Annotated in this window: 17 protein-coding genes; 11 read left to right on the forward strand and 6 right to left on the reverse strand. The window is 43.3% G+C overall.

The genetic code is table 11. The annotated features are described in order from the left end of the window. Nucleotides 1-33: 33 nt before the first annotated feature. From B5F25_RS06155 to B5F25_RS06195, 9 genes are all read left to right on the forward strand, one after another. The gene (locus B5F25_RS06155) at nt 34-765 is read left to right on the forward strand and encodes a DUF5045 domain-containing protein (protein ID WP_087248336.1); all 732 of its coding nucleotides are present in this window, start codon (nt 34-36) and stop codon (nt 763-765) included. A gap of 51 nt (nt 766-816) precedes the next feature. Further along, nucleotides 817-1,668, forward strand: a complete 852-nt coding sequence (locus B5F25_RS06160; RefSeq protein ID WP_087248271.1) for a phage antirepressor KilAC domain-containing protein — start codon at nt 817-819, stop codon at nt 1,666-1,668. Between the two features lie 4 nt (nt 1,669-1,672). Continuing rightward, a complete protein-coding gene (locus B5F25_RS06165) occupies nt 1,673-1,852 on the forward strand; it encodes a hypothetical protein (RefSeq protein ID WP_087248273.1) in 180 nt (59 codons plus the stop codon). A 610-nt stretch (nt 1,853-2,462) separates the two neighbouring features. Beyond that, the gene (locus tag B5F25_RS06170) at nt 2,463-2,795 is read left to right on the forward strand and encodes a helix-turn-helix domain-containing protein (protein ID WP_087248275.1); all 333 of its coding nucleotides are present in this window, start codon (nt 2,463-2,465) and stop codon (nt 2,793-2,795) included. Between the two features lie 32 nt (nt 2,796-2,827). Next, nucleotides 2,828-3,319 carry a hypothetical protein gene (locus B5F25_RS06175; protein WP_087248277.1) on the forward strand — a complete coding sequence of 164 codons (492 nt, stop codon included), beginning with the start codon at nt 2,828-2,830 and terminating at the stop codon, nt 3,317-3,319. A 290-nt stretch (nt 3,320-3,609) separates the two neighbouring features. Then, nucleotides 3,610-4,056: a hypothetical protein gene (locus tag B5F25_RS06180; protein ID WP_087248279.1), complete on the forward strand. Its 447-nt coding sequence runs from the start codon at nt 3,610-3,612 to the stop codon at nt 4,054-4,056. Between the two features lie 281 nt (nt 4,057-4,337). Then, nucleotides 4,338-4,781 carry a hypothetical protein gene (locus tag B5F25_RS06185; RefSeq protein ID WP_206423531.1) on the forward strand — a complete coding sequence of 148 codons (444 nt, stop codon included), beginning with the start codon at nt 4,338-4,340 and terminating at the stop codon, nt 4,779-4,781. A 2-nt stretch (nt 4,782-4,783) separates the two neighbouring features. Next, nucleotides 4,784-6,043, forward strand: coding sequence for a relaxase (locus B5F25_RS06190; RefSeq protein WP_087248281.1), 1,260 nt, complete (start codon nt 4,784-4,786; stop codon nt 6,041-6,043). A gap of 25 nt (nt 6,044-6,068) precedes the next feature. Beyond that, entirely contained in the window at nt 6,069-6,602 is a 534-nt protein-coding gene (locus B5F25_RS06195) for a hypothetical protein (protein WP_087248283.1), read from the forward strand. A gap of 15 nt (nt 6,603-6,617) precedes the next feature. Here the strand turns inward: B5F25_RS06195 and B5F25_RS06200 are convergent, their stop codons facing one another. Continuing rightward, on the reverse strand, nt 6,618-7,544 hold the full coding sequence (locus B5F25_RS06200) for a site-specific integrase (protein ID WP_087248285.1): 927 nt from the start codon (nt 7,542-7,544) through the stop codon (nt 6,618-6,620). A 39-nt stretch (nt 7,545-7,583) separates the two neighbouring features. On the opposite strand from B5F25_RS06200, the gene B5F25_RS06205 reads away from it, so the two are divergent. Then, nucleotides 7,584-8,768, forward strand: coding sequence for a restriction endonuclease subunit S (locus tag B5F25_RS06205; RefSeq protein ID WP_241148365.1), 1,185 nt, complete (start codon nt 7,584-7,586; stop codon nt 8,766-8,768). Here B5F25_RS06205 and B5F25_RS06210 read toward each other — a convergent pair. Then, the gene (locus B5F25_RS06210; RefSeq protein WP_241148366.1) at nt 8,761-9,264 is read right to left on the reverse strand and encodes a restriction endonuclease subunit S; all 504 of its coding nucleotides are present in this window, start codon (nt 9,262-9,264) and stop codon (nt 8,761-8,763) included. The two genes, B5F25_RS06205 and B5F25_RS06210, sit on opposite strands and share 8 nt — an antisense overlap. A gap of 58 nt (nt 9,265-9,322) precedes the next feature. Between B5F25_RS06210 and B5F25_RS06215 the strand changes: the two genes are divergently transcribed. Beyond that, complete coding sequence (locus B5F25_RS06215; RefSeq protein WP_068856330.1) at nt 9,323-9,937, forward strand: restriction endonuclease subunit S; 615 nt, start codon at nt 9,323-9,325, stop codon at nt 9,935-9,937. Here B5F25_RS06215 and B5F25_RS06220 read toward each other — a convergent pair. Genes B5F25_RS06220 through B5F25_RS06235 form a run of 4 tightly spaced genes read right to left on the reverse strand, consistent with a single transcriptional unit; the run spans nt 9,930 to nt 14,407 of the window. Further along, a complete protein-coding gene (locus B5F25_RS06220) occupies nt 9,930-11,069 on the reverse strand; it encodes a restriction endonuclease subunit S (protein ID WP_140406871.1) in 1,140 nt (379 codons plus the stop codon). The two genes, B5F25_RS06215 and B5F25_RS06220, sit on opposite strands and share 8 nt — an antisense overlap. A 5-nt stretch (nt 11,070-11,074) precedes the next feature. Continuing rightward, nucleotides 11,075-12,013: an ORF6N domain-containing protein gene (locus B5F25_RS06225; protein WP_087248293.1), complete on the reverse strand. Its 939-nt coding sequence runs from the start codon at nt 12,011-12,013 to the stop codon at nt 11,075-11,077. A 52-nt stretch (nt 12,014-12,065) separates the two neighbouring features. After that, nucleotides 12,066-13,616 (reverse strand): type I restriction-modification system subunit M, encoded by a 1,551-nt coding sequence (locus B5F25_RS06230; protein ID WP_087248295.1) that lies wholly within the window; start codon nt 13,614-13,616, stop codon nt 12,066-12,068. A gap of 2 nt (nt 13,617-13,618) precedes the next feature. Then, nucleotides 13,619-14,407, reverse strand: coding sequence for a zinc ribbon domain-containing protein (locus B5F25_RS06235; protein WP_087248297.1), 789 nt, complete (start codon nt 14,405-14,407; stop codon nt 13,619-13,621).

Genomic DNA, 14,407 nt, shown 5'->3' on the forward strand with positions numbered 1-14,407 from the left:
AAGATGCGAGAAACCAAATACGAGAAAATTGAAATGAAACGAGCGGTATATATAATAATAGGTATTGGGGCGGCTATGTTCGGCCTTGCACCCAAGGCACTTGCTCAAAGCGTAACCTACAACCACGATGCTGCCAAGATGAACCAGATAACGGTGGCTGAAATCGGGTCGGGAGGATTGACACCGGCATTTTATTACCAACTGCTGCATAACTCCTATCAAAAGAGCGCGGCGGCAAAGAACAAATTGGGCTTCCGCACGGCGGCGGGCATCAACCTGTACAACCAGGTTGACGATGCCGAGGCGTTGGATTCCGCCATGACCCAACGTGCCCGGATTGAGGCCTTGAATGTGGCTGACCGTAGCGGCGGGGCCTTGGATGTGGCATGGCTGGCGGAAGGCGACAAGATTAATTCCGCCTTGGAGAACTTCGAACGCAAAATCCGCCGTATAGCTGAAGCCGGGGGAAGCGGCAACGGGCAGGAACACTGGAGGGAGCACTACCGCCTGTACCTCTGTGCCGTGAAATCCGTGCAGGATGCCTATATGCCGAACGCTGAACGGAAAAAGCAATATCTGCGCATCCATGCGGACATTCTTCGCAAGAACGAAACCTTGGTGCGCTACTTGGTGCGATTGGCCAACTCCACCAAGGTCGCTGAGTTGTTGGACGCTTCAGCTACCATTGAAGACAACCGGGCACAAATAGCCATAGCGGCGATGAACCGTTGGCGGGAGGCCGGTTGGCGGGCAACAGGGGATTAAGCCGAAAGCAGGGAAAAGATGATTCAATAACCAATATATACATATAAAACAATGAGCAAGGATCATGCAATTCAGGTGTTCAACCACCCACAGTTCGGGAACATCAACACCGTAGAAACGGAGAATGGGAAAGTGTTGTTCAAAGGGAACGATGTGGCAAAGGCATTGGGGTATTCAGATGCCCCACAGGCTGTCCGCATACACTGTAAGGGGGTTGTAGTTTTAACAACCCCCTCTGAAAATCAGTATGGTACAGTAGTTATGCTACCCACAAAGTATATAACTGAGGCAGATGTTTACCGCTTGGTGATGCGCAGCAAACTGCCCGAAGCGGAGAAGTTTCAGGATTGGGTATGCGAGGAAGTATTGCCGAGCATCCGCAAGCACGGGGGCTATCTGACCGATGCAGCCTTACAGCGGGTGGTCACGGAGCCGGACTTCCTGATTGGTTTGGCCAATGCCATTAAGGAGGAACGGAAAAACCGCCTGGAAGTGGAAGCCAAGTGTGAGGAGCAAAAACTGTTAATCGGCCAACAACAGGAACAGATAGAGGAATTGGGCAAGCGGACCAGTTATGTGGACTTGGTGCTACAATGCAAGGGACTGCTCGACATTACACAAATCGCGCAGGACTATGGAATGTCGGGACGGAAAATGAATGCCATCCTGCACGAGAAAGGCATCCAGTACAAGGACAACAAGCAATGGATTTTGTATGCCGCCTACAAGGACAAGGGCTATGTGCATAGCGCCACACTTTCCTTGGAGAGTGGCAAATCGGTGATGCGCACCCAATGGACGCAGAAAGGACGGATGTTCATTTATGAAAAACTGAAAGCGGACGGCATCCTGCCGGTGATGGAACGGGAGAAATCCCCAATAGATAACGAAATGACAGCATAACGACATGGGCGACGATATACTTTCGGATTTCGGCATCCACCTCTTGGAAGAGGAGATTGACGATGTGATATTCCAGACCAACGAGTTCCTGACAGATGCCACCTTTACGGGGGCGCAGGGACCCTTTTGGTGGTTACTGGTGGTTAGCGCATTTTTACCGCTTCTGTCATTGACAAATCATTGATATTCAGCGATATTGTAAATACTTGTATCGTGATACAAATCCCTGACGGGACAAAAACGGGACAAAACCACTGGAAAATAAAATCAAGAACGCTCTTTGTCGGACATCCCTTGCCGTGAATACCCTTTCACGACACAAAGGTACGATTTTGTCCCGTGAATACCAAGCATAACCCCATAAATTTACTACAAATATGCTGTCAGACAATACTTTCCGAGAAATTGGACATTTTCAGGAAGATACATCAAATGTCGGTATTCCATTTTTGCGATTGGGTGTAAAAGCCCTGTTAAAATCTGTTTTGCGGCTTTTGTACACTACGGCAACTCCACCGCTGTACAATACACATCGGAAGTGTCCAAGCCGTTTGCCAGTTTTAGTGCTTCCAAATGGATGTTCAATCAACGTGTTATTCAAAAATACAACATGGAACAATCGCCGGACAATGCGACAATGCAGACTTTGTACAATACCGAAAAATCGCTGATTTTCAAAGAATTAAATGATTATAATTCAGATGATTATCCCATTCCTTTTTGGCCGAATTACAAATCAAACCATATACATTTGCGACCGAAATTGATTAACAAGACAATAAAATAGAACGATTATGACAGAAAACAGAAACTCGAAAATGAACCTCGAACAGGAGCGCAGGATTGCGGAACTCCAAGAACGGGTGAACCGACTGGAGAACCTTTGCTATGCGGCCAAGGAGGTATTGAATCTGGAGGAAGCGGCAACCTTTCTCGGCATAGCCAAAAGCACCCTTTACAAGATGACACATGAGAACCACTTGCCTTATTTCAAGCCTTCGGGTAAGCTCATCTTCTTTGAGAAGAAAGCATTGCTTGATTGGGTGCGCGGAGCAAAGTCGAAGTCCGTTGACGAAATCAAGGAGGAAGCAGCCGCCAAGATTCAGGAAATGAACGAAAGACAGTAGAGCATTATCATTTACACTAAAATTAAAGTAATATGGAAGAGAACAGAAATTTGGAACAGGCCGGAGCTGTTTCGGTCGTTTCCACCGGGAAGAAGTACGAAAGTAGAAAACGTGAAACCAGCGGAAAGGACGTGCAGGCCATTCGCTCGTTTTTGGAAAGCCTAAGCGTTTATGAGGCGGACGCATTGCGCGTGAGCATCGCCATCGCTGACGGCAAGGCCACGGCAACAAACATTTCATCGGATGACCGCCTTGCACTCAACCGCTATCTCAACAGCGGAAAGGACAACGAGCGTATGACTGCGGACAATGCACAGGAACATCGGCTGAACCGTGCGTTTCAGTTATTGGAGCGTGTGGCGGAGTTTTGCGACAAGCGGCAATTAGTTTCAGTAAACAGGTCGTTGCTATCAATCGCCGTGGATGTGGCGGACATCAGCCGTGCCGTTTCCTCACTTGACAAACGTCCTGCATCAGGGCAACCGTTCCCCAATAATACTGGCACCAGTGGCGCAGGAAAGTGACCGTATGCTTTGGGAAAACCTGAATTGCCAATATGAAATCCAATATGGATATGGCTGCATTCCGTTCCTTTCCTTCCCTTATTTCGGATTGGAACATGTTTAGGAACGGGTGCTGCTTATCGGCAAAACAGTTTTTCGCTTACGCATTACACAAAAGGATGAAGCCGTGCAGGGAACAACGAAAAGCTAACAGTCTATTCCGTACATACTTTTTTACGGCTTCATTCAATTCTTACAACAGAAGCATAACATTTATATCACATATATCACACTTATAGAAACAAAATTTTATGGACAAGGAAAAATACAGTTTCTTGCGCCCGACAGGGATTGAAACATTTGCGTTCGTATTCTCCGCAGGTGCATTGCAATGGCTGTACGGAACAACGAGCGATGATGACGGCAGGGAAATCAGTAACTTCACATTGTTTGGCGACCTCTTGGCAAGGATGGCTCTTGCTGACGGTACGGCCAAAGGTTTCCACCGACCGCTTATGCTTTCAGTCTGTCAAGCACAGTATTCCGAGGAACAGCTTTCAACGCAATGGAACATGGGCAGGAAGCGCATACGCCGTCTGTTGGACGAACTGGCAAAGCTGGAACTCATAGACACTTACCGTTCAAGAGTTGCGTCAGTAATGACCTTTCCATGCCTCCTGCAATGGATGGCAAAGGATGGCAGCGTAGTTTCTAATCGGTTCATCCACAAACAAAGGGAAAGGATAGAACCGCTCTGAATGGCGGCAAACGGGCAGACTGGCTGATTTCCCACGATTCCGTTGTTCCTCTATCCGGCAAACCATCCGGCGCACATAAGGCTTTCCGATGGCTAACGCAAGGGAGGAATGGCGTGGAGCGTCAGCGTTCAGTTGCGAGATATGCCGAGGTATTACCGCCTTCGGACGGTATTACCACGACACTCTCGCAACAGTCTGGCAACCTGTTGTCCTTGCCGCTCGCAGGCTCGCACCATCCCTTTTGTAGATACCGTTTCACGACTATTTTAGCGACATTAGTTATGGCACATGAAAAAGATACTTCCAAACAACAATTTGGTCAGGGAAAGTCTGTTATAAGACGTGACAGGGTGGTTGTCACCAAAGTCACGGAAGAGGAGCTTGCACAAATCAAAAGTACCGCTGACCAGTGCGGCATGACACGCAGCGATTTCATCCGTGCGAGGGCACTCGGCTACAAGCCACGGCAAAGGCTTTCCGACAAGGAACTGGACGGTCTTAGGCAGCTTGCGGCTTGCAGGACGGACATGGTGAACTTCGCTAACGCCCTGCACGGTTTGACCGACAACGAGAAGATAAAACTTTTCCGGCACCAGCCGACTATGCTCGATTGGTACGAGAAAGTGGCGTATGTCACAGACCGTGTCACCGACTTCTTGCAGTTCGCACAGACAGCCAACAGTTATCCGGCAGGAACAACAAATGAAGATGCAAAGGAGGACTAAGCATGATAGCCAAGGCAAAAGCCGTAGCCCACGGCATAAGGGCGATGCTGTATATGTCGGGAGAATCGAGGAACAAGAAGCATCCCGAAAGGATTATCCGTATCTGTGACAACTTTATGCCACAGGGCATGGACGCGACAGGCATTTTTACGGAAATGAAGTTTGCCACGATGAACCATCCGAACATCAAGAACAATGTCATCCGCATGGAGATAAGCCCGGCGATGGAGAATACCGAGAACTTCACTTTGGAAGATTGGCGGCAACTGTGGCAGGACTTTGCCGCCGCTTTCGACATTCAGGAAATCCGCGACAAGGACGGCAAGGTGGTTTCCGCGCAGACGAACATATCAGGCAGCAAGTCCTCCATATGGCTGCATGAGGAATCCAACAGCGGAATACCGCATCTTCATGCCATCGTCAGTCGTGTGGACGAGGACGGGAACATTAACAACGACCATGCCATACACTTACGCGCACAACGGGCGGCTGAAATGATTGCCCGGCAAAGGGGATGGACTACGGCACAGCACATACACGAAACGAACATACCCCAAGTCAGTGCCGACTGCATGGAAGCCTTGCGCGAGCTTGACAAATGGTCATGGGACGGCTATCAAGAAAGGCTTGCCGCCAAAGGTTACAAGTTATATTTGCGGAAAGATAAGAAAGATGTCATTCGTGGCTATGTGCTTCTTAAAGGCAACACGAAATTCAAGGCTTCGGAACTTGGAAAGGGGCGCAACCTGACTGCATCCCGTATCAGGCAGACATGGGAGAAGCTGCATCAAGGCAAGGCGCAACAAGTCCGTCCTGCTACCAAACAACCAGTTGTATCTACGCCGAAGCCGTCCATTCCCAATGGTACGCAACAAAAGCCACAGCCTATTATACGCCAAAGCAATCCTATATTCGAGGACTATACAGCCTATAAGCTGAACAGCCAGCCCACGGAGTTTGAACATGACGGAAAGACCTACAAACGTTATCTCCCGGACAAGGTGCTTGATTTTTTCAATGACGAGTTTGATTACCGGGAATTGGCCAACTGGCAGGACTTGCAGAACTTGGCAATGGCTTACTTCACCTTGATAACATCACCCTATGAAGTGACATCGGGCGGAGGTGGCGGCGGTTCGCAGTCAGACTTGAAATGGGGACGCGACCCAAAAGAGGATGAGATTGAGTTTGCCCGTAGATGTGCGATGGCCGCTTCAAACAGAATCGGCAGGCATCCCAAAGGCGGAATGAAACGTAAATGACAAACGAACTAAAAACAGCAATGCAATGAAACGACCCGATACAGCGGCACTACGTGAACGGCTTGCCAATTATACACCTGAAGATGAGTTGGAACAGGACAAACAGGAACTTGAAGGACTGCTTCAGGAAGTCAACTGTCAACTAATTGAACTTCGTAATCTGCTTAGTGAAATCAATTCGCTCAAAGAAGAACTGCACGGCATACACGGTAGCTTGAAGCATACCGTTCAACGGGAACGGACTGCCTTCAATGCCTTGGTTGCGGCAAAAGACAGTGCGGACAACATAGTGGAGGGCATCAGCAACGCCATTGTCAAGGCGGAACAGCACACAGTCATCCGTGCAAAAATCGGCACCGATGAGCTGACGAAAGTACACCAATGCACTGTCCGACACATCAAAGCCGAAGAAGAACTGTTGGAGAAGCACAGCAATAAAATGGCCAAACGCCTCCAAAGCAATGAAGGCATTTGGCTTTCCAACCGTTGGCTCATATTTTTGGTAATAGCTTTGGCTGTCAGTTATCTTGCTGTAATCTTATGGGCTATATGCAAATGACAGAATACAATTACTTTATTTCCCCAATGATTTGAACATTTTGGTAATGCAACGTTTCTTTTGTTCCATATTAGGATGGACGTATAGGTTGAGCGTGGTTGAAATGTTGGAATGGCCTAACAACACGCTCACTGTTTTATAGTCGCACCCAGCTTCAATGCAACGGGTGGCGAAGCTATGACGCAGGCCGTGGTATTTTAGTTTGGGGATGTCGAGCTTCGCCATCAAACCATTGTAATAGTTACGATACGTGCGTGGTTCTGTTGGATGCTCATCATTGGTAAGTACATAAAAATTTTCATTGACCACTTTTTTCAATGGCTTAATCATGGCTAACAATTCCTTGCTCATGGGTATTTCACGGTAGGAGTTTTTTGTTTTGGGTGTGTTGATAATAAGTTCAGTATGCTTTTTCTCACCCTCAATGATATAGATGCGTTCAATCGTACGACTTACGGTTATTGTGCCGTCTGCTACATTGATGTCACTCCACTTCAATGCGCAAATTTCTCCGATGCGCAATCCGGTACTAAGGCTGATATAAATCCCCAGCCCCATAAAAGTGAAGTGGCTTTGGATGTAGTTCAGAATCTTTCTGTGATTGGCGACAGACAGTACTTCCAGTTCCTTGCTGGTGGAGGTCGTGGGGTACTTTATATCCCATTCGTAATAGGTCATCCACTCGTTTTTGACCCCGAACTTCATCACCATTTTAAGGACTATCAAAATGTCCTTGATTGTTTTGACACTCAAACCACGTTCCAACTTCTGCAAGACAAAAGTCTGTACTGCCTGTTCGCGGAGCGAATCACCATCTCCGAAATAAGGAAGAACGTGGTTCTCCAAAATTAACACATAAGCTGCCATCGTGGACTGCTTCACATAAGGACGCTTGTACTCTTTCCAAGCTGTCGCAATTTCTCTAACTGTTTTATGAATCATGATTTCTAAATAATTGGTTCTTATAATTAGAGAAATATAGTGTGTGATGTTCCGGCTTTGCGATTCCCGGAGTTTACGGGAGAATGGAAAGAAGAACGGTTAGATGAGATTGCGGAATTATCTAAAGGAGTTGGTATATCCAAAGAACAATTATCGGAAGATGGTGAGCCTTGTATTTTGTATGGTGAACTTTATACCAAATATAAATCTGAAATTATCCATAAAGTGATAAGCAAAACGAATATAGAATCATCAAATCTCAAGCATAGTAAACGAAATGATGTAATTATTCCATGTTCGGGTGAAACTGCCATAGATATAGCTGTCGCTCGGTGTGTTCCATTTGATAATATATTATTGGGAGGAGATTTGAATATCATCCGTTTACACAAAGATGATGGTGCGTTTATGGCCTATCAGCTAAATGGCAAGCGGAAGATTGATATAGCCAAATTAGCACAAGGTGTATCTGTTGTACATTTATATGGTGATAATATAAAGGCTATTAAGACATATAATCCATGCTTGCAGGAACAACAGAAGATAGTAAAATTGTTGTCTATGCTTGATGAGCGCATGGAATTGCAAAACAAAATCATTGAGAAACTTGAAACCTTAATTAAGGGGATTGTTGATTCCATTTTTACAGCTAACGAATTTCCTAAAGTACCATTCAAAGAAATCTATGTTCGGGCTGGTGAAGGTGGAACTCCTGCAACTTCAAATCCTGAATATTATGATAACGGGACTATTCCATTTATAAAAATAGATGACTTACAAAACAAGTATATAAAGACTAATAAAGATTGTATTACAGAACTTGGACTACAAAAGTCATCAGCTTGGATTGTTCCCGCAAATTCTATAATCTATTCCAATGGTGCTACTATTGGAGCAATATCAATAAATCTGTTCCCTGTTTGTACAAAACAAGGCATTTTGGGCGTTGTTCCCAAAGCAGATATAAACGTGGAGTTTCTATATTACTTTATGACATCAACAGCGTTTACCAAGGCCGTTGAACGAATTGTAACAGAAGGAACAATGCGAACTGCATATCTAAAAGATATAAATCACATTCCATGCCCTGTTCCTTGTTCTGTCAAACAGGATGAAATTGCAAAATTGCTATCTACTTTGTCTGAAAAATTGGAAAATGAAGTAATATTCCAAATGAAGTTGCAGAAGCAAAAAGAGTTTTTATTGTCACAGATGTTTAGATAAACATTCGTGAAAGTAGATAAGATTTTTGCAGTTGATAGCATAAAATTATTCGTTTTTCTACCTCCATTTTATTCTCTATAAGGGAAAGTTTTTGAGCAATCAATGTTTGCAAACTAAGGGATGTACAGTAAATCTTAGCTTTACCATAATCTTTAAAATAAATGTGTGGTATAGCCATTCCTGTTTTATATGGTTCAAAACTAAATCCTTGCAAGGCGAAGTATATGTATTTTAAATAATAGCCATCTTTTGCTATTAGGCGGTTGAGAGTTCCGATGTAGCTGTATTCTCCAGTCACATACTTAACCGTACCAACACTTGAACCATCTTTGATTATCAAAATGGATTCACCGTTTACATCTGCTGCTTCTGTATAGCCTGTTATACCAGTTGCTCCATAGACAGGGGAAGCGCCATATTCTGCAACTTGGCTTTCTTGCAATATGGATGAATTACATTCAAGGCAATCTTTTATAAATGTATTAGGCTTTTGCAAAGAAATGACAGTTTCGATAATCCCCTTAATATAACTATGAAAATCCTTAATTCAGGCGATGTGCGATACTTTGATTGAACGAGAAACGCAGCAAGTCACATTATCTTTTGGCGACTTTGGACAATCATATTCAGGGTTATCAGGGAAAAGTGCAGAAGATTTTGGTGACGGCTATCCGTTCATAACTTACATGAATGTCTATCAGAATCAAATCATTGATTCAACCGATGTAGGTTTGGTGAAAATCAATGAAACAGAACAACAATCAGTTGTCCGTTATGGAGATATTCTTCTTACGTTATCTTCTGAAACGCCGGAAGAAGTTGGAATGGGTGCCGTATATTTGGGAGAAACTTATCCTTTGTATCTGAATAGTTTTTGCTTTGGTATTCATATAACCGATGAAGCTAAAATATATCCTCCATTTTTGGCTTACTATGTTTCATCACAATCATTTAGAAAAGCCGTTTACCCATTGGCACAAGGTAGTACACGTTTCAATTTGCAGAAAAGTGACTTTATGAAGAAAAAATTTTCTTTCCCGGTGATAGAAAAGCAACGCATAATATACTCATTCCTCAAAAACTATTCAGACAAACTAATTGTTGAAAAACAGATAATGAGATTGCTTTGTAATCAAAAGTGTTATCTGCTACGCCAGTTGTTTATATGAACATCTGACGTAACAGATACTCTTTCTCTTTGGTGTATGATTGCAATAAACTTTTTTCTATCTCAATTTTTTCTTGAATAGATTTCAAGGTTCCAGCTATAGTGTTGGTGTCATTTTCTGAAATCGGGAGAGGGATGGAATTTTCCAAAAATCTTCCGTTAGTTATGTTTATAGTATTCTTTGCACCCTTTTGTATAAGTGGATGCAAATAGTTGAAGGCATTGCTTGGTCGCATAAAATAAAAATGCAAAATCACACCTATACTATCATTAACAGGAATATAAACTCCATACAAAGGCGAAACAGCTACATCATCTCTAATGTTGCTGCGCTTTATTATGCCATACGGGAAATCACCAGTCGGACTTTTCGTGTAAACAATATCACCGTATTTGACAACATTATAATGGCTCGTTTGTTTTGCAGCAAAAGAACGTCCAAGATACTCAATCTGATTCACTACCCCTTGGCTGACAGAAACAGAACAGATTGTTCTTCCATTAACATTCTTCTCATTCCGCTCTTGCAAAACTTTACATAGGTCTATTCTTCGCCATGTACCTTTACTTATCCCATCTATCTTTGCTTTATAAATAATCGCCTGAATTAAGGATTCGTATTTCTCAATGATTTTGTTCTGTACTTCTATACGTTTGTCGAGCAAGAATAATAGATTTGACAATTTGTCCTGCTCATCCATTGATGGAATACGAACTTTGATTTTTTCAATAGTTGCTTTTGATAAACTGGGAACACCTGATGCTTCATTATATTTTAACCAGTTTATTGTTTGGAATAAGCAATATACAAATTTAGGAAGTACATCGGTAAAATTATAAGTATAAAATAAGGTATCAACAGTCCAAAACTTCCCGTTGTAATATAATGGCTTATTGATAGTCCCTTTGCGACCAACAAATACAGACTCTCCATCATAAAGAAAATCATCTACTGAGGTCATATATCCACCTGTTCCAAATACAGGAATGTCTCCATTATGTAGGTGCTTATAATCACGCCCATTTCCAATAGACAAAATCTCGCCAATAGCATATTCATCCCACTCCCCACTAAACTCCGGGAATCGCAAAGCCGGAACATTAAGGACTTTCTTATCTTTATTGTCTGCCATAGTCATTACTCTTTAATTTTGTTGATAAGTTCAGTTGCCGTGATGTCACGCATCAGGGTAAAGCCAAACCACTTTTTACCCAAATCTTTGATGGATGCTCCTATGTGGTAAACCTCATCGTCCACAAGCAAGAAGCGGTCATGCGCTTTATTAAATAGCTTTATCTCTATGAGTGGATATTGGGCGTTGTGACGGTCAACATCCAACTGAAACTGGCTACTGATACGTTGTGTGTAGATGGTTGCCGTCACTCCGTTCTCCCTCTTGTCAAGCAAGGTAAGCACGGTGTCATCCACATAGTTATCAATAAGCACGATTGAACGTTTGGCCTTTCGCATCAAATCAGACACGAAACGGTAAGCATCAAACACTTGTCCATCATAGAATATGCCTTGTATGGGTGGAATGTTTGCGTCAAGTCGCTTGAAAACCTCGTCAATGCGCTTGTCCGTTACCTCTTGATGCTGTTTCATTTCCAGTTGATGATATTCTATCGTTTCAAGCCGTTGGAACAGTTGGGCATTAGTGGCAATGAAACGGCGCATGGACACAAAGTCTCGCATAATGCGGATATTCACATCTACGGCAGTTTGTGATTTCAAGACAGAGCTAAGCATGGCAATACCTTGTTCTGTAAATGCGTAAGGCAATCTTCTGTCGCCGCCCCAACTTGAAGTCACATTTTGTGATTTCAAGATTTCAACGTCCTCTTTGCTGAGTTGAAACATGAAGTCATCTGGGAATCGCTCACTGTTTCGTTTTACAGCTTGGTTCAACACTCTGGTTTCCACACCGTATAACAGAGCCAAATCCCTGTCAATTATGACTTGTTGGCCTCTGATTACCCGAATCATCGGCTTTATGTCAATAACCTCTGGTAACTGGCCGCAATTTGCGACCGGTTCGCTTGCCTTACCCTCTATCTTTTCCCTGTCTTTCGCCATAGCTTATAAACCTTGATGTCGCAATTTGCGACTTCAAATTTCACATTCAGAATTATACAATGCCCAATTCTTTCAGATAAACTTCAATCTCCTTATCCAACTCGGCACGTTTAGCTTCCAATTCTTTGATTTCCGCCATTACAGCCTTGATGTCAATCGGTTCTTCTTCCTCAAACGTATCAACGTAACGAGGGATGTTCAGATTATAATCGTTGTCGGCTATCTCTTGCAGCGTAGCAAGGTGGCTGTACTTTTCTATTTCCTTGCGGTCACGGTAGGTTTCCACAATCTTCTGGATATGTTGCGGACGGAGCTTGTTTTGCGTCTTGACTTTCTCAAACTCCTTGCTGGCATCAATGAACAGGATGTTGTCATCTTCCTTGCGGCATTTCTTAAACACAAGGATGCAAGTCGGTATGCTCGTACCATAGAAGATATTGGCAGGCAAACCAATGATAGCATCTATGTAGTTCTTCTTCTCTATGAGGAAACGGCGGATTACCCCCTCTGCATTTCCACGGAACAGCACCCCATGCGGAGCTACGCAAGCCATTGTGCCACCCTCATTCAAATGGTAAATCATATGGAGGATAAAGGCGTAGTCGGCTGTTTTCTTCGGCGCAAGCCGTCCGGCCTTACTGAAACGGTCATCGTTGTTGAACTTATCGGCGGCACTCCATTCTGCGGAGAAAGGAGGATTTGCCACCACTGCGTCAAACTGCGTATCGCCAAAGGCATCCCATTCTAATGTATCGCCGTTCTCTATCTTGAAGTTGCTGAACTTAATGCCATGCAACAGCATATTCATTCGGGCAAGGTTGTAAGTTGTCGGGTTCTTTTCCTGCCCATAAATATCCACGGCATGACCCACCTTTGCCGCACGAAGAAGCAACGAGCCGCTACCGCAAGTCGGGTCATACACATTGCGAAGCCGCGCATGACCGATAGACACAATTTCAGCCAATATCTGACTAACCTCTTGCGGTGTATAGAACTCTCCGGCTTTCTTTCCGGCTCCAGCGGCAAACTGGCCAATCATATACTCGTAGGCATCGCCAAGGATGTCTATTTCTTCCGATGCCTCCACACCAAACTTTATATCGTCCAATGCCAACAGCACATTGCTGACGAGCGTATTCTTATCATCAGCCGTCTTACCCAACTTGGGTGAAGCGAGGTCAATATCTGAGAACAGACCTCCAAAATCTTCCTCACTGTCATGTCCCAATGTACTGTCCTCAATCCGTTTCAGCGACCGTTCAAGGATTGGCAATATATTCTCTTTCTTTTTGATTCGGTCAATCACGGATGAAAAGAGGTAAGTCGGTTCTATAAAGTAACCGACACCTTCCAAACATTGCTTTTTCAGTTCCTCTTGTAGTTCAACGGCATCTTCATCCTCCATATCCCATAAGTCTTTGAACGATACGCCGTCATCCACCAAGGCGTTGTTTGAGTATGCTTCTATCTTCTCCGAAAGGTATTTGTAGAAGATGAAGCCCAAAGTGAAATACATGAAATCACTGGCTGACATATTACCACGCAGCTTGTTGGCTACTTCCCAAAGTTGGTCACGGAGTTTCTGTTGTAATTCTTCGCTCATATTTAGTTTTCAGATTTGTTTATAACTATCCATTTTCCCATTTTAATTACATATCTTCCTAATATAAAAAAACAAAAAGATATTATAGCACACCATTTAACTTTTTCATTTCGATCACTTTCAAATCCTTCCTTTCTATACAATGTACCAAGTTCCCTGACGTTTTCCTTAATACTTTCTGCACTTTCTTTAGCAGACTTTTTCATTTTCTCTCTGATTGAAATTGGTATGTTTTTAGCATCAGCCATATTTTCTGCACGCTTAAGAGCCTCTTGGGGTTTTACATATCCAAATAAATTGAGATTACTTGGCGTAGAAAAATCTCTAGCAGGAATACCAGTTTTCTTTTCTAATTCACCCCATTCTGAATAAGGAAGAGAAGCATAAATATCATCGTAATAAATATGTTCCCATGGAGTTTCTACAAGACCAGGGACAACCCTATCATAACAACTATAACCCCAAGGATTGTACTCATCCATTGGTTTTATGTCATTTGCATGATATAAATAGAAACCTACAACAAAGGTGATTAATACGACCAAAGCAAAACCACACATTTTTAGATTAGCAATAATCTCATTTGCTATTGTCGATTTCTTTACATGCTCTTTTTTTGAAATGCTTACGTTTACGGTTTTCTTTATTTCTACTGGTATAACCTGAGAATCATTTTTGACATCTGAATGTTCATTCTTAGAATTATTATGTACTTCACTAACTTGTTGACCACAATAGCAACAAAATTTTGAATCATCCGAGATTTCTTTTCCACAAAATTTACAATACAT

Origin of the sequence: Bacteroides sp. An19 (assembly GCF_002160215.1) — a bacterium.
GTDB lineage: Bacteria > Bacteroidota > Bacteroidia > Bacteroidales > Bacteroidaceae > Phocaeicola > Phocaeicola intestinalis.